Source organism: Segatella copri, assembly GCF_009494395.1.
In the GTDB taxonomy this organism is placed as follows: Bacteria; Bacteroidota; Bacteroidia; order Bacteroidales; family Bacteroidaceae; genus Prevotella.
Map to the genome: position 1 here is coordinate 15,575 of NZ_VZCB01000018.1, position 22,345 is coordinate 37,919.

Here is a 22,345-nt window from a genome sequence, read left to right on the forward strand (position 1 = left end):
GGGGATAGATTTCAAATAAGGTAAGAGCAAATATCAAGAACATTGATAAACAACCAATTCTCTTGGGAGGTTGATGATTTTCAACCTCTCAAACCACAATTTCATAGAACTTCCCTGATGTCGCTTCACATGACTGTTGATGATATAATAGTCAGCCTGATACTCATCCATCAAATCAGAAAAGGCAGCCTTGATACGAGAACACTTCTCGTTTATCGCATTATCAAGCGGATTCACCAGACGGTTCACGGTCTCGGTAATCTTATCCATATCTATTCTATTCCCTATCTTTTGGTAAAGCAGAAACAATTCTTCCCGATAATCTACCAGATTCTTGAATTCAATACCTTCCGGATGGTTCAGGAAGAGCAGATAGAGTGCCTTGTGGATAGGACTGAGCTGTACCTCTTTATTACCAAACTCAGGCAACAGGAAACGATAATCCGCCGTTATGACCAAAGGACTGAGGGTAGCCCTTGCTGCCTCAATGCGAAGCTGCTCTAATACGGGCACACTGATAGCTTTCAGCAAAAGGTCAGTTCTTCCTTCTGCCAAAAGTTGGGAGGAAAGCGTTTGTATAATAGCAGCTTTCTCCTCTGCACCCATATTTCTCAGTTCATCTTGCATACTGGATGCAAAAATACAAAAAGAATAGGAAAAAACGTTTCTCTGCATCGAAAAATCTTCTTTCGCAAGCCTTGCGTTTCATTTATTATTGTATGATTACTCCTTTTTTATTATCTTTGTGCCCAAAATAGAAATATAGATAAGATGACAGAAGAATGGACCCCTATAGATTTCGGACAGACAGAAGACACCACCAAGAATATCATCAAGGTGATAGGTGTGGGTGGTGGCGGATGTAATGCCGTTAAAAATATGTACTCAGAAGGTATTGTAAATGTGAGCTTTGCCGTTTGCAATACGGATAGCCAGTCGCTATCCAAATCACCAGTGCCTGTAAAAATCATGCTCGGAAAGAGCGGTTTGGGAGCAGGTGCTAACCCTGAAGTTGGACGAAGTGAAGCGCAGAACACCCAGGAAGACATCCAACGACTGCTGAATGACGGAACCAAGATGGCATTCGTTACAGCCGGCATGGGTGGCGGTACCGGAACAGGAGCAGCACCTGTCATCGCCGGCATCGCCAAAAGCATGGGCATCCTGACGGTGGGCATCATCACCATCCCATTTTATTTTGAAAAGCGAAAGAAAATCGTGAAGGCCCTGCAGGGTGTAGAAGAGATGCGCAAAAACGTAGATGCCCTGCTCATTGTCAACAACGAGCGACTTTGCGATGTATATGCCGATTCAGAAATTACCGTAAAGGATGCCTTCAAACTGGCAGACAAGGTGCTGAGCGATGCCACCAAGAGCATCTCTGAGCTGATTACCGTAGAAGGAACCATCAATCTCGACTTCCGTGACATCGAGACCACCATCAAGAGTGGCGGCGGTGCCATCATGGCGATGGGCAGGGCCAGCGGAGAAGGCAGAGTTCAGAATGCCATTCTCAATGCCTTGGATTCCCCATTGCTCTACGGCAGCGACATCAGCAATGCACAGCGCATCCTCTTCAACATCTATACCTCCAGCAAGCACCCTATCTTCGTTAGGGAAATGCGAGAGATTGATGCCTTTTTCGATGAATTGAATCCAGACATCAAGGTTATCTGGGGCCTTTCAGATGATGACAGTCTGGATGAGGATGCCAAAGTAACCATCCTGGCAACAGGTCTCAACAACGAGCTGGCAGATGAAATTCAGGACAATCCAGTCACAACCACCAAGGATGAAGATGATTACCAGAGAATTATCGACAAGCTTTATCATCCGATACGTGACGACTTCCAATCTCCAAAGAAGGCAGATCCCCCAGAAGAGGATATTCCTATAGAGCCATCAAACATAGAATCTACAGACATCCCAGATGATGAGCAGCCCCCACTCATCCCCGATGCTCCGACAGAAGAATCTCCAGTCGTAGAAGAAGAGCCCCCAAAGCCTGTCATTCAGCAAAAGTCACCAACCTTGGCGAAGAGGATAAGAGACAGACTGAAGAAAATAGCTGAAGATTTAGAAATCATTACGGAAGATGAGTAGCCTTTGCTGATACAAAAAAATCCTGCTGGCAACGATGCCGGCAGGATTTTTTGCGTTTTATCAACCTCAAGATGTCATTTATTTTATCACCCAATCCTCTATGCTTCGCTGGTCTTCCGAGAAGTTAACACCCACTTTCACTACCTTCCGTCCATCATCAGCAAAAGCCTTAGCATAGTCCTTGTCGCTGATTTGCGTCATGGCGGTATCAGCAGACTTCTTATATTTCAACTCAAAAATAAAGATACTCTTATCCGTCTTGAGCACAAGGTCTATTCTTCCATCCGAAGTGGTATGCTCCACCTTCACATCTTCGCCAAGCATGGTGAAGATGGTGAACATCACGGCTTGATAGTGACGCTCATTATTGTTGATAATCGTATATGGGAACTTATCATAGAATGCCTTCAAGTGAGGCATAAAGGCTCCCATATCGTCATTGATGAGCACATTCTTTTTATAAGCATATACGATTGCATCAAGTTCGCCTACCTCTGAAGGGGTATAATATTGGCAAAGGCTTTCCGAAAAGCCTTGTCTAACTTCTTGATTAGGAAAACTGAGGTAATACATACCCAACAGCTTGTCATATCCTTTAATCGTAAGATAGCCACTTTGGAAAAGGACTGGCACAGGGTCAGTAATAGTCTCAGTAGGAACATCGAAGCGTTTTGCTCTAGCCCAGATATCATTTAAGTCCATCATATCCAAATTCTTCTGCTGCATCAGTTCTATTAAGAACGTAGGCGTTCCAGATGTAAACCAATAGCTATTAAACTCCTTATCGTCCAAAGCATTGATGATGCTGTAAGGATTGAATATATCCTCGCTATTGATACTGAAATGGTAGCCATCATAATGCTGCTTGAGTTGCTGCAAGGTCTCCTCATAAGTGAGTCCATTATGCTCAGCCATCTCCTCGATACCCTCACGGAAATACTGAGTCAATTCACTCTTGGTTATACCACAACAGCTACTGTATTCATCCTTCAACGTGAGAATCTTGAGATTATTCAACTCGCTGAAGATGCTGAGCTGACTAAACTTAGAGATGCCTGTGATGAATACAAAGCGAATGTTTCCCTCTTGCTGCTTCAATGGACTGAAGAAATCTCGCATGATGTTGCGGATGGTCTTCTGTAAGTCTTCGTCACTGACAGAATCATGCATAGGTGCGTCATATTCGTCGATGAGAACGACAACTTGCTTACCTGTCTGAGCAGCTGCAGCAAGCAAGATGTTCTTAAGACGACCTCCAAAAGACTTCTCATCTATTGGATTAACTTTTAAACCATATTTTTTCTCTTCTATTTCTAGTATTCCGTTTAGAATTGAATATGTATTCTCCAAGCTATAATACTTACCACAGCTCAGATCCAGGTGGATGACAGGATATGCCGTCCACTCCTTCTCCATCTGTTCGATAGCAAGTCCCTTGAACAGTTCTTTCTTACCTTCAAAGTAGGCCTTGAGAGTAGATACAAACAAGGATTTTCCGAATCGACGTGGGCGACTCAGAAAATGAAATTTGGCATAATGAGCCAACTGATAGACGATAGCCGTCTTGTCAGCATAGAAGTAATTTCCCTTCACGATTTCGGAGAACGTTTGTATTCCCAAAGGATATCTCTTTGAAGCCATAATCTTACTCTTAATAATTCAGGTACAAAGATACAGATAATATTTCAGAAAGCAAGCGTTTTTCTTATTATTAACAATAGTTACGAGCTATCTTACTAATAAAACAATGCTTACATTCCCCAACTTTTTGGGGAATATTTCCACATACTTTCCTCATTTTCCACACCATCTATTTCTGGCATATTCAATATAAACACCTGATAATCAAGACATATTATTTTTACTCATCGATTTGGCACGCAGATTGCGACTATGAATAGCGGGTTCGACAACGAATCCACAAAGAAAGTAAGTAAGTAACATTAAATAGTAACAATTTAAAAAAGATAAGATTATGAAGAAGTTTATGTTTGCAGCTATCGCAGCTATGGTAATGGTTTCAGTAAGCAACGTTTTTGCATCAAGCAGAATGGTAGGTAACGCAGAGGTAGCACCAGTTGATACCGTAGCTCCAGAAGCACCTTCAGATACATTGGCAACAGGTACTTCTATCCAGCCACAGGCAAGTGTTGAGGATTCTACAAAGCAGGAGAATGCTACTGAGGCTACAACAGAGAATGCTACAGAGCAGCAGACAACTGCCGAGTAAAAGATAAAGAACAGTTCATTTTGCAGCGTTATTCATATAATAGGATTTAGTTTTTAAAGGTAATTAGACTTATTCAGGTTACAATAGATATTGCATAGATAGAAATTACAAAGTAGAATTTTAGGTTCGGTTTTTGAAAGTGAATCCTGCTGGCAGTGTTGCCAGCAGGATTCTTGCTTAATAGCCCCTGTTAAACTCATCAAGTATCTGACGAAGATTATCATCAAGCACATTATTATATACACAACAAGCCAGTTCTTTTGGTATTTCCATCCCTCTTGTTGCAACAGCTATTCCTCCAGCCATGCACGCCATGGTATCAGCATCACCGCCAAGCGAGATGGCATTACGGATAGCCGAAGTATAACTATCAGCTTCTAGATATGAGATGATAGATTCAGGAACACTTGTCTGGCAAGTATCCGTAAATCCATAATCTGGACGTATTTCTGCAAGAGTACGGTGAAGATTGTACCCTTCAAAATGAGCCTCAACGTAATCGCATATTTGCTTCTTGTCTTTTCCTTGACGAGCCAGGAAGATACAAGCAGCAATAGCCTGCGCACCCTTTATTCCCTCAGGATGGTTATGAGTCACCTCTGCAGAAATCTTAGCAAGTAGCAAAGCCTCATCCAATGATTTGGCATAAAAGCCACATGGACTTACTCGCATGGCAGAACCGTTACCATAGCTGTTGTAAGGTTCCGTTTTCCTACTAATAATCCACCGTAAAAACTTCTGCCCATAGCCGGCAAACATATACTTCCGTCCCAATTCTTTCATGCACTCCACGAGCTTCTCATGAGTATGTTCAGGATCAATCGTCAGCCATTTTGCTACAGCCAAGGTCATAACCGTATCATCCGTAAAACGAGGCTCTTTGTATATATCGAAGTCCCCATGCTTTACTGGATGAAATTCATACGCAGCCCCGAAGCAATCGCCAGCGATTGCTCCAATGATACCAGTTGTAGGTACTATTTTACAAGTTGAATGTCCCATGAATATATTCTACTAGATGGAAATATCTGATTATTAATGTTACAATAAATGCATAGAAGCCAGCCAATGCATCGTCAAGCATACAGCCCCATCCACCATGAATATTCCGGTCTATCCATCTGCAACCAAGCGGTTTAGTTATATCTATTACTCGAAACAACACAAAACCTATTATAGCAAGGGATATTGAGACATAAGCTGGACCATCTACACAAACAGCTGCTAAAGCAGCAACCCACGTTCCAAAGAACTCATCAATTACGACAGCCCTTGGGTCTTCACCCCAATATTTCTCCATCACATTATCAGTCCAGACTCCAATCAACAAAGAACTAACAACCAATAAAATTGTAGCCACCATCAACCCTATCGGAGAAAGGACATAATAAAGACCTATCCAAATGAGCAAAGCCAGAAAAGCACCTGCAGTACCAGGTGCTTTAGGTACAAAACCTGTGCCTAATCCTGTGGAAATAATTACATGAAGCCAAGGAGCTTCACCTAACTGTTTATTATTGTTATTACTCATATTATTTTCCAAACAATGCCTTCAGAACCATCTTACCAATTTTTCTTTCCAATCCTGCCTTTGAGGTTGGAATACCTGTCTCACGAGCAAACTTTTGTTTTGCTTGTGTGATACCTAAAGCCCGATTTAAGGAGAATGACACCCCTGGTATTTTAAACTTAGACATATCTTTATAAATTTTAGAAATTGATAAAAAAGAGTTGCGCCTTCTTTCTTAAAGAATAACGCAACTCCTTCTATTTTATTTTAGATTTTCTTTAGCAAACTCCAAATTTCACGAATCCAAAGCACAAGTGAAGAACCAACGATGATGATTACCCAATCCTCAAACTTCAAACCAGTTACATTGAAGAAATTCTGCAAACCAGGAATCTCTACCATAGCAATCTGACCAGCTAAAATGATAGTTGCAATAATCAACAAGCCCTTGCATCCCTTGAAATGAAGCGCACTCTTACCTGTCTCAAATGCTCTTGCACAGAAGAGATAGAAGAAGTGAGTCATCACGAAGATGGTGAAGAATAAGGTCAACTCGTAAGGAGTAAGACCATCAGATGCACCTAACTGAACGTTGAGTAAATCTGTTAACTGCGTAATATTCGAATGCTCAAAGACATAAAGTAATACAAGCAGCAACACAAAGAAGAATCCGCCAACGCCCAAGATGTTCTGATACATCGCCTTATTCAGGATAAAGGCATTTCTATCTCTTGGCTTATCTTTCATCACGCTCTCTGATGGAGGCAAAGATGCCAATGCCATTGCAGCAAAAGTATCCATAATCAAGTTTACCCAAAGCATCTGAGTTACAGTAAGCGGACTTTCCTCGCCCATAAATGCGCCAAAAACAACGATAAAGCAAGCAGCCACATTCACAGTCAACTGGAAGAGTAAGAAACGTTGGATATTCTGATAGAGTGAACGTCCCCACATCACCGCCTTACCAATACTACTAAATGAGTTATCGATAATGGTAATATCAGATGCCTCCTTTGCTACAGAAGTACCATCACCCATAGACAAACCAACATGAGCAGCCTTCAAAGCAGGGGCATCGTTGGTTCCGTCACCAGTAACAGCAACGACTTGGTTCTTTCTTTGCAAAGCCTCAACCAATCGTTTCTTATCCATAGGACGAGCACGAGAGATTATCTTCAAATCCAAGACTCTCTTATCCAACTCTTCATCAGAAAGAGCAGCAAACTCTGGACCAGTAATAATATTCTTATCACCATCCTTTGCTGTCCACAGACCAATTTGACGACCGATTTCCTTAGCTGTACCAGGAGTATCACCAGTAACAATCTTCACATTGATACCGGCATTCATACATTCTGCAACGGCTGCAGGAACATCCAGACGAACAGGGTCGCTGATAGCCACAACACCCATAAAGGTTAAATTATCAGCCACAACCTTACCATCCTTGAATACGTCAGCCTTACTACTAATTATTTGATAAGCGAAGCCGAGGGTACGCATAGCTTGGTTCTGATATTCAACCAACTGATTCTCAATATCAGTTTTAGAAACATTGTTCTCGATGTTCTTGCACAAACCACTTACAATTTCAGGAGCACCCTTGACATAGAGAATTGTCTTGCCTTCAAACAAGGAAGACTTAACAATTGTTGCCATATACTTACGCTCCGTAGAGAAAGGCAACTCCTCCAAAACCTCAGCAGACTCACGTAGATTCAGATAATCAACGCCAGCCTTCTTGAGCCAAAGAAGCAAAGCGCCCTCCGTAGGATTACCCAATACTTTTACAGCCTCAACATCTGAATAATCCAAAGAAGCAGTAGAATTGACAGCGATACCTTCCTCAATCAACAGACTATCCTTATCATTACCCAACGTCTGAGCTGATAGACCATAGAAATTAGTATCATGCACTTGCATCTGATTCTGAGTCAAAGTACCAGTTTTATCGGTACAGATAACAGTCGTAGCACCCATCGTCTCACAAGCATGCATTTTACGAACCAAGTTGTTGGTCTTCATCATTCTAGTCATACTATAAGCCAAGCTCAGAGTAACAGCCATTGGCAAACCTTCTGGTACCGCAACAACCACAAGTGTTACTGCAATCATCAAGGTATCCAACGTATATGTAATCAACTTAGCTATTTGCTCACTCGGCATCAAAGTATCATGGAAATAAACTACCATACCCATCAATATCACAAAATAGCCAATAATTGATGGAACAACAGCTTTCCAACTCCAGTCGTCAAACTTTTTTATAACCATCCAGAAGAAGATGCCTGTAGGAACCGCCAATGTCAAAACAATAGGACTCCAACCGAAGAACACCATCAGTTTGAGAACGATAATAAGCGCAGCGAAAATATAACTCAACTTGGTTATCAAGTCTGCCAATCCATCCAACTGTTCATTTAATGGTGTGCGAACACTATCATCTATCTGTGCAGCCTCAAAGACTTTACCATTTTCCGTTTTGTCGCCAACTGCCAAAACTTTGAAAATACCATGACCTTCCATCACCTTTGTACCACGCATCACATGGTTAGAAGGGAATGTTGCATCCTTATCAAACTCCTGTTCATGAATTGTTTTATGGCAAATAGGCTCACCAGTCAAAGAAGACTCATCAACATTCAAGGTAACCGCCTCTAAAAGTTCTCCGTCAGCAGGAATCTCCTCACCTGTATTCAATACGACAATATCACCAACAACGACATCTTTCTTCTTGATAGAAGTTGTGTTTCCATTTCGGATTACCTCTACCATTTCGTCGTCATTAACTTGGTTGAGGACAGAGAACTGCTTATCAGCCTTTAACTCAAAGATAAAGGCGATACCAGTGGCAAGCAAGATAGCCACAAAAATACCAACTGGCTCAAAGAATGTCTCTGCACCTTCATGCAATCCCCAGAACTCATAGCAAGAAATGCCGATAGACAACACTCCGGCTATCAGCAAAATGATAATCAGAGGGTCGCCAAACTTCTCTAGGAATTGTTTCCATAAAGGTTCTTTCTCTGGTGGTGTCAAGATATTGGCACCATGTTTACTACGGCTTTCGAGCACTTGGGCATCGGTCAAGCCTGTGTAATGATGTTTTTGTTCCATATTATTTTTCTTTGAATAATTTCAATACGTATTCCAAAATACCATTTGGCACACATTCTATATCCAGCCATTCAAAATCAGGTGGTCCAGAATGATAATTTGAGACTTGAGCATACAAAATGTCATTTTCTATACAAAAGCCTTCCAACAAGAACCAAGTTTCATCTAACCATCCATCATAATCTGGTCCCTTCCAACATAAGGGAACATTCTCAATACACATGCCATGAAAATCTATCAAGTCACCATAACCTGTTTGTTCTATTAGATGATTATAAAAACCAGGTTTTTCTGTGTAAAGTTTGTATATTCTATCTTTAACCTTCATATTATTCTGCTCAAATTCATTTTCATATTTTATAGAGCCATCATTAACAATAATTTCGATCTGTAAAATGATGTTTTTGTTCCATAATTCTGAAACTCTTATAGTATATAAAAAACAATTTGGACAGAAAGAGTAGTACCCACCCATCTGTCCAAACTATAAATATTAATGTCTGTATCCGTTACGATACATTTCATTCACACGTTTCTGAACAGCCTTATAATCAGAACCCAATTTTGACTTTCTTTCAGTTCCATTGCCATAAACACCATCCCAAACTTGCATAGCTTTTTCTTCTATACTTTTTCCTGATGATTCACTTTTGGTAGTTGGTACTGCAGATGTATTATCTGATTCTGCGTTTGTTCCAGTTTCTGAACTTACCTCACTTGATGTTGATTGTGATTGCTCACTTATAGGACTTGCAGATTTCTCTTCATTTGAGGTTGTATCAGCTTTTTCTTTTTCTGTAGAATCAGAAACTATCGTGTTAGTAAGCTCATCTACCTTTGATTCATTTGTTCCACAACTTCTGTAAGCAACAAAAGCAACAACAATCAAAACTATAACAGCAATAATAGCAAGTATCTTGTTCTTGCTACCATTTCCATTATTGCCACCATCTGTTTCTTGCGTTTGCACATCTATAGTTTTATTTTGAGGAGTATCCAATACAGGAACTTGCTCCTTTTCTATATCGAAGTGTCGCTCAACATGTTTTTCCATATTAAAGGAACGTGTCGATTTTCTTTGCTTTTTATTATCAGCCATAACTACAACTTTTTAATTCATTAACTAGCATAGATGTCAATGAGAGTTTCCAAGCCACCAACATGACCAACACCAACAGCTTCAAACTCCCAATCACCATCCTCATTTACAACAAGTTTGGCAACAGACAATGCTGTTTCTTCAGTGAAAGCCTCATTTAGCTCGTATCTGCAAAGCTCTTCATCGTTCACTGCATTAACTACACTGATAAAAGCATCTTTAACATCGCCAAAAGTCATTCCTTCATCATGTATTGACACAACAAAGACAATTTCACAAACATTTGGATCAACTTTGTCCAAATCCACATCAATCTGTTCCCCCGAACCGCCATTACGATCATCAAGAGAACCTAGAACTGCTCCATCACTTGACATTGGACGTGTTTCAGCCATCCACTTACGCTTGTTACCAAACACCGCACGGTCAAATGGTTGCTCTCGATTCTCTGAATTATAGAACACGAAGCCGGCATCATCAAGTATCACGCCCTCATCGCCACAAAGAAAAGTTGAAGCATCAAGGTCGGCATCGGAATTCCAATCCAATACCACCTTGATTTTACTCAACCCTTCCGATTTGGCTATTTTAAAACGTTCTCCTTTTGACAAATTAAATCTTCCCATAGTCGTAATCGTTTGAAAATTTATTATGCATAAATATCAATGAGAGTCTGCATGCCACCATCGTGGCCTTCACCTACGGCTTCAAATTCCCATTCACCCTCATCATTACAAACTAGCTTAGCTGCTTCAACTGCAGTCTCTGTGGAGAAATTTTCCTTAAGATTATACTTACAAAGCTCCTCACCAGTCTCCTCATTAGAAATGGTAATAGAAGGTTCACGAACTGCCCCAAAGGTCACTCCATCTTTGTCCCCATGATAGATTGTAACACAAAAGATGATTTCTTGAACTTTTGGACTCACCTTAGAAAGATCCACGTGCATAGTCTCACCAGCCTCATCACCTTCCTCATCATCGCCAAGGTCATCTGGAGAGCCAAGGACAGAACCATCTGCAGAAACAGGAACTGTAGCAGTACGCCAATGAACTTTATTGCCATGAACAGCCTTGTTAAAAGGCTCTACCTCACCAGTCTCAGGGTTAGCACGACGATTAGAGTTGTAGAAAACGAAGTCGGCATCATCCATTATCATGCCATCGGCACCAACAAGGAAAGCAGACGCATCCAAGTCTGCGCCAGACTTCCAGTTAAGGTCAATCTGTACCTTCTCTAATCCCTCACTCTTGTCAAGCGCAAAGCGCTCACCTTTCTCAATTTGAAATCTAGCCATAATCTTACGATTTTAATTGTTAATTATATTGTTTGATATTGTTCTATTAATTGCTCTATCTCCAACGTGGACAAGCCATACTGACGATAAAGAGCCATACCATTTTCCAACTCTCGGATAGCATTCTGCTTACTTGTCATATTACGACTACGACGAACGGAATCGATTCCACTAACATACGATGCAATATTGCGCTTTGCTCTTATCAATTTAGAACAAGCCTGCGCCATCTCAGAATTACCTTCCTCTGATGCAAATTTACGCTTTGCTTCTGCAAATAATCCCTTTTGTAGTAGCTTCTCTGCTTCCGACATTTTCTTTTTAACAGGTTCAACCTCTTTTCTCTTTGCGACATCTTTTTCCAAGCAATATTCCTTTCTTATGTCTGCCAAAGCTGTATCAAACTCATGGATGTCATCACGATGCAACCGTGCTTCCAATTTATCTAATGCTATTCTAGCATCATCCTTTCTACCTGTTCGAGCTAAAGCTTTTATGTCAGCTGTCTCTCTATGAAATTCTCGCCGTATTTTTTTCATATCAACGACTGGAACTTTCTTTGGAGAATCAGAAACAGACTGGGGAACAGAAGTTATCTTTTCTTTCCTTTCAGAAGTCTTTTTCTCATTCCTTTTCAGGCCACCCATCGTTTCTGCCAACCGACTCAGTTCCTCATCCCATTCTATAAAGCCTTTTTGAGCGATCCATCCTTTCAGTTGATCATAAACTGCATAAGCACCCTTCATGTCATCTACACGAAGTTTTGCGTTTATATCAGCCTTCATAACACGAACCTTTCTTTTGTCAGCCGAAGTTGGAACTGGCACATCTTCCACAGGTAATTCTGAATCTACAGTAGTTGCTTTTGAATCTACAGGTATATCCTTAGGAGTCGAAGCAAACAAATTACTTACCTGATAATCTGCCTTTCTCACCAAACCGAGCAATCGGTCTAGCATCAAGTTCTTCTCTTTATCTGTTACCTTTTTAGCAGGATAAGCCAATGGCATCTGACCAAAGATATTCTCAAAATAGTCTGTAGCAGCTTTTCCCACCAAAATAACTTGGCATTGACTTACATTCAAGCCATTATGATTCAACGCCTCATTCAAATGATGAGAAACCAATCTAGTAGCCTCACCTATAGCAGACATATCCAAGTCATCACGAGACAGACAATAATCTTGCATTGAGCCATCGCTCATACACAATTCTTCATTAACCATCCTCACATTACTATTGAGAAATCGCAATGCTGCTTCTCGCAATATATCTTCCTCCGGCTCACGAGGCTGATAGTTATAACTATAAAGTCCTGCCCAAATCAAATCCTTTGCCTGTTTCAATCTTGGGTCGCTTCCTTGCCCTTCTATTCTAATGGAATCCATCAGCGATTCCTTCGTTTCAGCATCATAAAATTGCAAAAGCAAGTCATTCTTATCTACCGAAACCATAATAGCAACCTTTGCCCTTTGTTTTTCAGGAATAGTTCCCATGACTACTGGCAACAAGAGCTGATGGTAACTTATTGAGCACATATTCTGAAAGCCCCCTTTTTCAAATGGACTACTGATAAAGAGTTTTTTATCCGTATCCAGTTCTGGAGCAAAAAGGAACACCAACGGCAACTTAGACACATTACTATCTATATTCCCAACCACTCCATAAAAACAGTTTTGCAAGATTTTATTGATATAATGCTTGATGGCATAGAATGGCAATTTATTGAGTTGCTCATCACGACCTGCAAAACGGAAAGTCCTCATTTCCTTGCAAGTATCGAAAATGTTAGCAAAAGCATTGGGTGCAAGTTTTTGGGTTGCAGATTCCAATGCACTCTTGCCTATCACAAACTCATTGCCTACACATTCTATGGCAAAAGGCATCTCGCCTCCGCCATCCTGCATAAAATCGACAAAGCGATTGTCGCCATCCATGCGGTTATAGCGGAAGGAGATACCATTACGAGATATAGTTACCAATATGCAATAATTCACTTTCTTCAGTTTTTATCTGTTTTCAACTCTTAAATATGTCCATCAAGAACTCATCATAGAATTTCATACCTTCGAGAATGATGATAGGAGCCACATAGTCAAACTTTGCTTGACGACGAGCTTTCTGCACTTCTGGAAGATTCTGGATATAAGTATTGATATTCGCCATCGACATGATGCCATTCATCATCTTGGACAAATCCACCATATCCTTTCCGAAAAGACCATTCACATACTTATAGAAGATACCAGAGAAATTGTAGAAACACATCTTGTTCTTATCCAAGGCTTCTGGTGATTTGAAACAAACACCTATACTCTCCATAAAGTCTGAAGACAGACTATCCGCAAAGGTCAACTCTTCTTCCTTGCCTGTACTACTATTATAAAGAGTGAAGCCATTTTCTCCTACAATCTCGATAACCTTATCCGAGATTTGCAATGGACTTGCAATGGTCTTTGCCAATCCCTTAGATACCTCAAACTTGACATCATTTGCTTGTTTCGTCTGAATGTCTATATTTGGCCAACCACCGAGATTTGACTTGACGGTTTCCACACCACCCATACCCATACAGAACATCTCCATATAGTATTTCTGCGCTACATTCTTATTAATGGTATATAACCACTCGAAGATACGAGAGCCCTTACCTGCAAAAATAATCTTCACTTTGGGTTTCCAATCATTCTTGAACATAGACAATTCGTCTGACTGACGAGCTTCCTTTATCAACTTTATAGCCAACTGTCCTGCATAGTAGGTAATAAGACCTGTTACATACATATCCACACAGAACAAAGGACGGCATTCTGTTGATAGAATCTGATAGAACTCCGTAAGTTGCTTTGTATCCAATTGGTCAACCACTTGCTCGAAATAATATGGAGCTGTCGCTGCAGAATAGAGTTTCGGTCCATCATTAAATCCAAGCAATTTCAAGTTGTTGCGATGGCAGACATTTGTCAAAGCCTTCTCAAACTGCGACTCCATAGATTTCGTTGCCGCAGATATTCTCTGGGCTGCAAAACGAATGGAGTTCTGTTTCAGCATTTTACTTGCCTCATTGTCCTTGCAAATAACCGATATATCCGTCGTGCTTCCACCAACATCAAAACAGAAAGTTAGCTCATTGGTACTATTGATGTTGTATGATAGGAAGTTAGCCACAGCGCAAGCTTCCGTCATAGCTTTACTAGTGTCAATATCCTTGAACTCAAACTTGAATGGCTCACGATGAGGAACAAGTGGTTTCTGCTCTTTTCTCGTTTGCTTAGCCGAGGATGAATCAAAAGGATTATCACTATCATCAAACGCACTTGCAGAATTTGAGAAAGAATTCGTTTCGTCCTGTGAAGATTCCAAGGCATCCATAGAACCAAAAGGATCACCGCCAAACGGATCTCCTGCCCCAAATGGATTATCACTATCAAAACCATCGTTTGACATTGTGTTTGAAGTACCTTCATTTATGCCAAATCCACTTACTCCCATCTTAATGTTCAAACCAGGAACCGTTGAAACTGACAAAGAAACAGGAGTTTCCTGTGCATCAACAACAGGAGAAACGTGCTCCAAAGATTGCCAAATCTGATTATATTGCAACATCAAATTATAGCCCATCGCCGAAGGATATGACCACCTAAGAACCTTTGGTACAAATCCCTTGACAAACAACTCCGCATAGACATGCAACAACAGAGAAGACAAGAATGCCTGCTTATGCGCCTTGTCCTCCTCTCTATCGCTCCACTTCATATTGTGGATGAGTTGCACTATATTCTGACCTTCTCGGAAACCAAGTGTCATCGTGTCATCCGTAACATTGTCTACAGGCAAATGGCGACAGAAGCATGGGAATCCTCCTTGCACAGCCTCACTGCGCAAGGTATTGATACCATCCATCTCATTCTTTGGCAAACGTTGGTCATCATGGATAGCCAGAATACTCTTAATGGCATTAGAATACAACTCTTCGTTTTGGAAGAAGAGTACGTTTCGCTCTGCTGGAGCTTGGTTGGCATTAGCTCCCAAATCTTTAAAGAGTGAAACTCGCTGTCCTGTAAACTGTATGCCTTCTGCATATTGCATCTGCCCATCATGATAAGCTACAGAAGTATTAGTACTTCCAAAGTCCACACCAACGGTAACATCACTCAATGTTCGATTAACATCAAGCATATCCTTTGGCAAGCCATCGTTCGCATTCAAGGTACTGCTATAATGTATCAAGACAAAGCCACTATCACAACCAGTGATATGAGTAAAGCGCACACCTCTGAAAGGATGCTTGCTCTCAAATATCTCATATTTATATTTGCGAGTCGCAGTACGACTATCACTGGTCACCAACAGTTTGGCATCACCTAAAACGACACCTTTATCCGCAAGATATTGTATATTACCATCATAATCGGTAATAATCTCATTATCTTGCTTTTCATCACCAACAAAAGGAATTGCACTGTATTGGCAGTCCTCTTGACGAGCATTATGTGGCATCTCCGAATACAAGAAATAACGATTCCACTTATCGGATATAAAATTAGGCCACAGCACGACATCTTTGTTTCTCTTAAAAATGCCACTAATCTTGTACTCTATAGGAATTGTCTTCTCCTTGCGGTCGCCATTTTCATCGGTTACAGAAATGGTCAATCGCACTGAAAGATTAGACTTTTCCTCATCAAACTCAGCATCCATGTGAGAATTGATACTAACGCCTACTTGCGCATAACCCAACAAGGTGCTCACATTACGGCCAAACACCACCAATCCCTTTTGGCTCAAAGGAATGGCAAAGAAGGCATAATCCGTGCTACCTGTCTTATGAGCCCTCAACAAAAAGATAGGCAATGACGCTATATCCTTTTCTCCTTTTTCATACTCACGTGGGAGCCAAACTCTAAGCAACTTGGAATTTTTAGGCAACAAAAGTTCCTCTGGCTTGAATGCCTTTGACACACCATCGGCATCAGGAGCCGTGGTTATATTACCATTATAACCATAAAGTTCCTCAGTGTAATTGAGAAATCCAAAAGGCAAACCAAAACCTTGCACAGGAAGGGAACTTGCTTTATTCTCATCAAGCTTACGGTCACGTATAAGTTTCAAAATCTCATTTCGCCAAGTACCCAACTCGCCCTTGATTCCTTCGTATGTGAGTCCAGCCTGCTTATAGTAGTCTTCCAACTGCTTGATACGAGGCAACAACTTATCTACATAAGCAAACAAGTTGAGCAACTGTTCGTCCGAAATCGTACTATGCAAAGGGTCAGTAAAACGGTGAGTTGTAGGGTCAACAAACGCAGCATTCTTATCTATGTCATAAGACACAGAAGTAAAGAACAGAGAGCGAGGCGAAGTAGCACCCACCACTTGCTTATTATATTTAATAAGGTATAGGAAAGGCTGCACTTGGTCATTCTTAGCCTTACCTTGCTCAGTCCAAAGACTACGATCATTCATCAACATGTTGCCAAAAGCACCTTTTGGCTCATACATGTTTTCCGTAGTTTTCATGTCCTTGCCATCACTATAGGCAAGGTTGATACGACGTATCTCTATTGCCGTATTATTCAAGGCGATACAAGCAATAAGACCACGCCATTCATCTACAAGATTAACATAATATTGGTTAAGACCTACAGAAGCATCCTTGCGGATGGTCTGTATTTCATTAAGCGCATGATTGAAAAGGTCGGCACGAGCAAAGACCGTTGGCACACCCGAAACGATAGCACTAACATCCACCCCATCTTGAATGGATGGAGTCTCTATATCTCGTGTAAAAGCCTGTATGCTTGAGGTCAAATCCTGCCACTGGCCAGCAGCACCTTGCTGTTGGCTACGAGATTTGACATTGATTACTAATGCTTTAATATCTGGCATAAGATTTATCTTTTAAACTTTTATAATTTGGCACTAAAAGGGATTGTAATATTAATGGCATTAAACATGTGTGCCAAGAAACGTTCCTTCATCGTGCTTACATTTTGCTTTTCATCTACAGGACGGCACTTAGGAAGATTCTTGATGAAGTCATCATAATCGGTACGCTTATCAGTCTTAAACAAGCCCGATTTCTTTTCTTCCTGAATCTCCTTACATGGATCCATTGCAGCAAGAGACATCACATTTTCCTCAAAAACTTTCGAAGGGAACAAGAAACGACTTACACCTGCCAAACGAACAGAATTATATACCTGATAAATCCATCCACGCTTTATAGTTCCATTCTCGGTGCTATAAGCAAATTCCTTCATGTAGTCATCAATTTCCTTAGACTGTTCCTTTTTCATATCATTGTAGTCAGGAATTTCCTGTTCCGCAAGTCGAGCGATAAAGCCACGAGTACCCCTCGTTTTATCTTCCACATTGTTCTGCAACAAAGCACCACCATGCTTAGATAGAACGATATGCGCCAACGTCAAGAACGAGCCCAACTTTTGCATAAACTCAGAGGCCTTGGATTGACTTACGAAATCCGTACCACGGAAAGTTAAGTTCTTTGCATCATCCAACTCTACCGAACGATATAGGTATTGAGCAGATGTATTCTGTAAGTTCTGCTCATCAATAGTAAAGAAATCATACGCAGCACAAGCACTCATCAATTCCACCACGTGACAAGCATTTTTCTGTTCTGCACCGCCAGTAATAGTATTACCACCATTACTATCAGACACATTGAGATCTTTTGCTGGCCAACCTACATGATAGAGGCGCTTATAACGCTCCTTCACGGTCTTGTCGTTCTGATAGAACTGCAAAGCCGCTTGTGAGTTGATGGCAAAATAATCGGATGAAGCAATCAACTTTTCTTGCTTACGTTGCGCATCCGAAGGAGATTGGAAACTGAAATATTCCGTAAGCAAAGTGGCACCAAACTTCACCTTATTGAAGTCTATTGTATTTTGGGAAATGATATTTCCTGCTTCTTTCAAAGCCTCTGGAACCACAGGTATCGAAGATGCTCCAGTTCCACCAAATACCGAACCAAACACAAAGACACGAGCACCTGTTCCACTCTTCTGCAATTCTGTCAGAAAATCAGCCAACTGTAGCTCAGGTTCCGTCGCCTTAGCTTTGTTTGCCACATAATGACAAGCTGCCTCCACAATGCCATGGTACATCAGCATTGAACCCAAATGTGTTTGCGCACGATAGCCATGCACCAGATTAAAGCTTTGCACCGTATCATGCTCCAAGAACAAGTCTGCCAAATCATGGTCATCTTCTTCCATGTCCTGTCCTACGCCCTGTGTAGCACTCAATTTAGAATAAGTACTACGGGTTGCCATAGAATAATCTGTATAGAAACGATAAAGGTTCAGTTTGGAAGAGAAGAAAGTATTGGAGTTCGGACTTCCACCAGGAGAATCTGGATTATCAGTCTTCACCTTGTTATATAACTCTATCAATCGCTCCACACGACCTTTATTGCCATTACTTTGGTCGGTATCAAGGGTAAGGATGTTTATCTCTTCATTGTCAAACATACCTACTGCACAGAGATGCACAAATGCTTCCAAGCATCTCATCCCTGTACCACCAATGGCTATAACAAATAAATTATCTTTCATAATCGAAATCTCATATTAGAACCAAGAACCCAACTTGCCTTGCTTGTTTGCCTTAGAAACCACAAATCCAAGTGCTACATATACCACCCACGAAACACAAAGTCCGATAAACATATGAAGCATAAAGGTACTTTTCTTAGAGCCTGTCTTCAAACCAATATATACAAACAAAAACGCAAGTAACGCCGAAACAACAGGTGCAACAATACTGGAGAACCAGAATATCCCCTTACGTTTTCTTACATCACTCAGATTAGGCTGATAAGCAACATTGTTGGACAAAATAATAGCCAACACTAAAGCCAATACCGATGCCACCAAGGCACAAATATAAACAGGAACGATAATTTCTGACATACTTTTTCTTAATTATATGGTTATACGATTGTTATTGATTCATTCTGATAAAGTAGCTATATACACAGCTACCTTGCGGATTGCAATGCTGCAACACGTTTCTGATAGCAGAGCTGAGGCAATTATTGCCAGGCCAAGTGAACAACTCATCTATCTGTGCACCAAGATTAGGTTCTGCTTTAGCAACAACTATATCTATGCGATAAAGACCAGAAGTCTCTTCATTGCCAGCAATCACTCCACCAAACTGTGGATTCAAGTCTACGGCAAGTTCCGCATCATGCCCTCTTGTCTTAGCAAAAGTCTGCGCAAACAAACCTTGATCAAAAGCAACAACCCCTTGAATATCGCCAATACTGCTACCGCCTTGTTTCACGTAATCAAACTCAGACAGAAGATTACCTTGCTCATCATAGTAATCAGAGCTTTCTGACGGAATCTCTACTTCCTTTTCGCCTTCCACTACAGTTGTTTTTGGCTTATATTGCATAGCAGTGAGCCAATTCATATAAAGTTCAAAATCCTTACCTATGTCTGTCATTCTTACAGCCAAACCTTTTATTTGATAAGAATCGGCATTCGAGAAATCAGCAAACAGATTCTGGAACAAATGGCGGAAACGATATTGCAATGGAATCTCTTCTTCCTGCTGTCCACGAGCGTTATCGACAATTGCTTGCCAGTCTTCATCAAAAGTATATAGTTCGGCACGTGAGCCCTGCAAGAAATTAAAGCCATCGTCCTTTCCATTCTCTACAGAGCCTGTTACCACATCATCCCCATTTCCATCATGGTAAGTACCACCTATGCAAGGACCAGCATAAGCTCCACTTGTTCCACCTTTCTTTGGAGAAATGGTGTAGTTATGCATAGAAAGAGTAAAACGCTTATAGTTCTGGGTTTTGCCCTGCAAGCCATCTTCTATCTCTTTCAGAAGTCGATGATTCTCGTCATCAAAAACGGTATAGTATAGATGTTTGTCTAGCGCACCTTCCTTGTAATCTGTCACAAAGAAAGTTATATCCTTGCCTCTCTTTAGCCACTCCTCGAAATAAGGAGTAGCATAAGCTTGCTGATAAATCTGATGCCCAGGAGTATATTCCTCATAATCCGTCACCAACAAGGCACTTCTATTCTCATCTACGATTTTCTTGAGAGTCTTTTCGATAGGAGCATACAACTGCCCTTGGGCTGCTGGGTTATGAAGTTGTGCAAAGATATTGGCAGCAGAATGCAAATCCTCTCCATTCAATTTTTCAATCTTCTCGTTAGCCAAAGAGTAAAGGTCATAATTATTCAATGACCCTGTCACTTTCTGGGTGATTCCATTAAAAGTTTGCGCTGTGGAAGGGTCATCGTATGCGATATAAACGCCAGAAAAATCAAAATAAGCAGCCCATTTCCCTTCACTTGGCATTCTCTGTGAATCCTTCTCGTAGTAAGCTTGGATGTTTTGTGGATTCGGACTCAAATCAACCTTATTTCCACAACAACTTGATAAGCTATCAACAAAACTCATTGAGGCTAAAAACATCAATAAAGAAGAACCAATCCTAGGTAGTTTTAAAGATTTATTTAACATTTTTGCTTTCTTATGTGCGCAGATACGTCCCCATCAACACTGTGCGATTAGACATCAAAGTTTCATACGAACATAAAAAAAGCGTGGGAACTGCCTGTCGTCTGTCCCACTGATAGAGGCCTTCGCATTGCCCGATACTGCTGAACAGACAACGTTAGAGCCCACGCCGATATGATATACGCCACCACATGGAGTATCTTACCTATTATTATAGGTATACAATACTCCATTGGCTGTGATATAATCACACCCGTAGACACCTACCGTTGCTAAGTCCATGACAGTATCTGAAAGTTGCGAAGTTTCTATCAGTCGTGAACAAAGCGCCAAGTATGCGCCTTATATATGTCGTGTCTCTTTCCCACCCTACTCTCCTCTATCATAAAGCTAAAGCAAATATGAAAAGGCTCGGCGTGGTTCGAGACTTTCGCAGCGAAATTCATGTTTTTAAACATTTCAACCGCTAACTGCCTACAAAATTATAGAAAATTATCGAAACAACAAAACTTTTATCGAAAAAGTTTCAAAAAAAAATGTGTTAGGGTACACAATGAAGAAAAGGAAGTTTACTTGCTTGATAAACTGCTCCAAATTCAGACATTGCATATTATTTTCGTAAGCTATCAAATTTAATCCGATAAACATCGTACGCAAAAAAGTTTTTCCTCGAAAAAAGTATCAAAGTCTCATTTTTGGGTATAAAATAAGACTTATATCTTTAATACACAACATCTTAACATAAATGAGACTTCTCTAAAAATAAAGGGAGAAGTATCATCTAAGTATCATAAATTAGCGAGAAGTATCATGATTTTGCTGCTTAGCATCGAAAAAAAATGCTTTATGAAGTGATAATAATAGCATTTTTAAGGCAATAAACAGGATGTTTTTGCGTTTAGAAAAACAGAATGTTTTATTCTTAAAACTTAAGAAACATGGATGAAAAGGAATTACTGAAAAAGGCTTTTGAGTACGGAAACGTACCTAGCAACATCACCTACTGTTTCACCGAACCATGTCCGATGAAAAACAAATGTATCCACTATCTATCTGCACTCTACAAAAACGAGAAGACTGATAGAGGGGATGCCATCTTCCCAAATGCCCTGAAAAACGGAGAATGCAAGTACTTCGCACCGCTGCGTGTCGTGAAAATGGCATGGGGATTCGACAAACTCTTTGCCGAAATGAAAGTGAAAGACGCTCCTGCACTGCGCGCCGAAATGAGAGACTACCTCGGTAGCAAAGGACAATACTACCGATACAAACTGGGACAACTGAAACTCCTGCCGGAACAACAGGCATATATCAAACAGCTTTTCGCCAGATACGGATATAAAGATGTTGAGTTCGACCATTTCTCTGAAGAGATTGACTTCACTAAAAGCTAATCTTTTTCTCAGCCCTCCAGATGTTCTATCTATGCCATTTAAGCGGTCTATCCATGCCATTTAAGCGGTCCCATGG

Annotated in this window: 18 protein-coding genes; 3 read left to right on the forward strand and 15 right to left on the reverse strand. The window is 40.7% G+C overall.

Annotated features, from left to right (window positions below; translation table 11 throughout):
- Positions 1-33 precede the first annotated feature (33 nt).
- Entirely contained in the window at positions 34-627 is a 594-nt protein-coding gene (locus tag F7D73_RS02085) for a hypothetical protein (RefSeq protein WP_153122064.1), read from the reverse strand.
- 144 nt (positions 628-771) lie between these two features.
- Between F7D73_RS02085 and ftsZ the strand changes: the two genes are divergently transcribed.
- Entirely contained in the window at positions 772-2,103 is a 1,332-nt protein-coding gene (gene ftsZ / locus F7D73_RS02090) for a cell division protein FtsZ (RefSeq protein WP_153122065.1), read from the forward strand.
- A gap of 78 nt (positions 2,104-2,181) precedes the next feature.
- Here ftsZ and F7D73_RS02095 read toward each other — a convergent pair whose 3' ends face one another.
- A complete protein-coding gene (locus F7D73_RS02095) occupies positions 2,182-3,744 on the reverse strand; it encodes an ATP-binding protein (RefSeq protein ID WP_153122066.1) in 1,563 nt (520 codons plus the stop codon).
- Between the two features lie 334 nt (positions 3,745-4,078).
- On the opposite strand from F7D73_RS02095, the gene F7D73_RS02100 reads away from it, so the two are divergent.
- On the forward strand, positions 4,079-4,333 hold the full coding sequence (locus F7D73_RS02100; RefSeq protein ID WP_153122067.1) for a hypothetical protein: 255 nt from the start codon (positions 4,079-4,081) through the stop codon (positions 4,331-4,333).
- Between the two features lie 177 nt (positions 4,334-4,510).
- Here F7D73_RS02100 and F7D73_RS02105 read toward each other — a convergent pair whose 3' ends face one another.
- The 13 genes from F7D73_RS02105 to F7D73_RS02160 all read right to left on the reverse strand — a co-directional run bounded on the left by F7D73_RS02105 (position 4,511) and on the right by F7D73_RS02160 (position 20,767).
- A complete protein-coding gene (locus F7D73_RS02105) occupies positions 4,511-5,335 on the reverse strand; it encodes an ADP-ribosylglycohydrolase family protein (RefSeq protein WP_153122068.1) in 825 nt (274 codons plus the stop codon).
- The gene (locus F7D73_RS02110; RefSeq protein ID WP_153122069.1) at positions 5,316-5,864 is read right to left on the reverse strand and encodes a phosphatidylglycerophosphatase A family protein; all 549 of its coding nucleotides are present in this window, start codon (positions 5,862-5,864) and stop codon (positions 5,316-5,318) included. Before F7D73_RS02110 ends, F7D73_RS02105 begins: the two co-directional genes overlap by 20 nt.
- Before the next feature lies 1 nt (position 5,865).
- A complete protein-coding gene (locus F7D73_RS16005) occupies positions 5,866-6,030 on the reverse strand; it encodes a hypothetical protein (protein WP_167639501.1) in 165 nt (54 codons plus the stop codon).
- Positions 6,031-6,110: 80 nt separating this feature from the next.
- A complete protein-coding gene (locus F7D73_RS02115) occupies positions 6,111-8,960 on the reverse strand; it encodes a cation-translocating P-type ATPase (RefSeq protein WP_153122070.1) in 2,850 nt (949 codons plus the stop codon).
- Position 8,961: 1 nt separating this feature from the next.
- The gene (locus F7D73_RS02120) at positions 8,962-9,435 is read right to left on the reverse strand and encodes a hypothetical protein (protein WP_194256816.1); all 474 of its coding nucleotides are present in this window, start codon (positions 9,433-9,435) and stop codon (positions 8,962-8,964) included.
- Positions 9,436-9,453: 18 nt separating this feature from the next.
- Positions 9,454-10,059, reverse strand: coding sequence for a hypothetical protein (locus F7D73_RS02125; protein WP_153122072.1), 606 nt, complete (start codon positions 10,057-10,059; stop codon positions 9,454-9,456).
- Between the two features lie 20 nt (positions 10,060-10,079).
- A complete protein-coding gene (locus F7D73_RS02130; protein WP_006848411.1) occupies positions 10,080-10,685 on the reverse strand; it encodes a TerD family protein in 606 nt (201 codons plus the stop codon).
- A gap of 23 nt (positions 10,686-10,708) precedes the next feature.
- The gene (locus F7D73_RS02135) at positions 10,709-11,356 is read right to left on the reverse strand and encodes a TerD family protein (protein WP_153122073.1); all 648 of its coding nucleotides are present in this window, start codon (positions 11,354-11,356) and stop codon (positions 10,709-10,711) included.
- A gap of 23 nt (positions 11,357-11,379) precedes the next feature.
- Positions 11,380-13,293 (reverse strand): hypothetical protein, encoded by a 1,914-nt coding sequence (locus F7D73_RS02140; RefSeq protein WP_153122074.1) that lies wholly within the window; start codon positions 13,291-13,293, stop codon positions 11,380-11,382.
- Positions 13,294-13,375: 82 nt separating this feature from the next.
- A complete protein-coding gene (locus F7D73_RS02145) occupies positions 13,376-17,245 on the reverse strand; it encodes a hypothetical protein (RefSeq protein WP_153122075.1) in 3,870 nt (1,289 codons plus the stop codon).
- 20 nt (positions 17,246-17,265) lie between these two features.
- Positions 17,266-18,939 (reverse strand): hypothetical protein, encoded by a 1,674-nt coding sequence (locus tag F7D73_RS02150; RefSeq protein WP_153122076.1) that lies wholly within the window; start codon positions 18,937-18,939, stop codon positions 17,266-17,268.
- A 15-nt stretch (positions 18,940-18,954) separates the two neighbouring features.
- Positions 18,955-19,296, reverse strand: a complete 342-nt coding sequence (locus tag F7D73_RS02155) for a hypothetical protein (protein WP_044080479.1) — start codon at positions 19,294-19,296, stop codon at positions 18,955-18,957.
- A gap of 31 nt (positions 19,297-19,327) precedes the next feature.
- Entirely contained in the window at positions 19,328-20,767 is a 1,440-nt protein-coding gene (locus F7D73_RS02160) for a hypothetical protein (protein WP_153122077.1), read from the reverse strand.
- 1,046 nt (positions 20,768-21,813) lie between these two features.
- On the opposite strand from F7D73_RS02160, the gene F7D73_RS02165 reads away from it, so the two are divergent.
- A complete protein-coding gene (locus F7D73_RS02165) occupies positions 21,814-22,269 on the forward strand; it encodes a DUF6078 family protein (protein ID WP_153122078.1) in 456 nt (151 codons plus the stop codon).
- The last annotated feature ends 76 nt before the right edge of the window (positions 22,270-22,345 follow it).

What these genes read in the sequence shown, in the direction of transcription:
- F7D73_RS02085 (WP_153122064.1), bottom strand. Translation starts at nt 627, where the DNA reads ATGCAAGATGAACTGAGAAATATGGGTGCAGAGGAGAAAGCTGCTATT.
- ftsZ (WP_153122065.1), top strand. Translation starts at nt 772, where the DNA reads ATGACAGAAGAATGGACCCCTATAGATTTCGGACAGACAGAAGACACC.
- F7D73_RS02095 (WP_153122066.1), bottom strand. Translation starts at nt 3,744, where the DNA reads ATGGCTTCAAAGAGATATCCTTTGGGAATACAAACGTTCTCCGAAATC.
- F7D73_RS02100 (WP_153122067.1), top strand. Translation starts at nt 4,079, where the DNA reads ATGAAGAAGTTTATGTTTGCAGCTATCGCAGCTATGGTAATGGTTTCA.
- F7D73_RS02105 (WP_153122068.1), bottom strand. Translation starts at nt 5,335, where the DNA reads ATGGGACATTCAACTTGTAAAATAGTACCTACAACTGGTATCATTGGA.
- F7D73_RS02110 (WP_153122069.1), bottom strand. Translation starts at nt 5,864, where the DNA reads ATGAGTAATAACAATAATAAACAGTTAGGTGAAGCTCCTTGGCTTCAT.
- F7D73_RS16005 (WP_167639501.1), bottom strand. Translation starts at nt 6,030, where the DNA reads ATGTCTAAGTTTAAAATACCAGGGGTGTCATTCTCCTTAAATCGGGCT.
- F7D73_RS02115 (WP_153122070.1), bottom strand. Translation starts at nt 8,960, where the DNA reads ATGGAACAAAAACATCATTACACAGGCTTGACCGATGCCCAAGTGCTC.
- F7D73_RS02120 (WP_194256816.1), bottom strand. Translation starts at nt 9,435, where the DNA reads ATGGGTGGGTACTACTCTTTCTGTCCAAATTGTTTTTTATATACTATA.
- F7D73_RS02125 (WP_153122072.1), bottom strand. Translation starts at nt 10,059, where the DNA reads ATGGCTGATAATAAAAAGCAAAGAAAATCGACACGTTCCTTTAATATG.
- F7D73_RS02130 (WP_006848411.1), bottom strand. Translation starts at nt 10,685, where the DNA reads ATGGGAAGATTTAATTTGTCAAAAGGAGAACGTTTTAAAATAGCCAAA.
- F7D73_RS02135 (WP_153122073.1), bottom strand. Translation starts at nt 11,356, where the DNA reads ATGGCTAGATTTCAAATTGAGAAAGGTGAGCGCTTTGCGCTTGACAAG.
- F7D73_RS02140 (WP_153122074.1), bottom strand. Translation starts at nt 13,293, where the DNA reads ATGGATGGCGACAATCGCTTTGTCGATTTTATGCAGGATGGCGGAGGC.
- F7D73_RS02145 (WP_153122075.1), bottom strand. Translation starts at nt 17,245, where the DNA reads ATGCCAGATATTAAAGCATTAGTAATCAATGTCAAATCTCGTAGCCAA.
- F7D73_RS02150 (WP_153122076.1), bottom strand. Translation starts at nt 18,939, where the DNA reads ATGAAAGATAATTTATTTGTTATAGCCATTGGTGGTACAGGGATGAGA.
- F7D73_RS02155 (WP_044080479.1), bottom strand. Translation starts at nt 19,296, where the DNA reads ATGTCAGAAATTATCGTTCCTGTTTATATTTGTGCCTTGGTGGCATCG.
- F7D73_RS02165 (WP_153122078.1), top strand. Translation starts at nt 21,814, where the DNA reads ATGGATGAAAAGGAATTACTGAAAAAGGCTTTTGAGTACGGAAACGTA.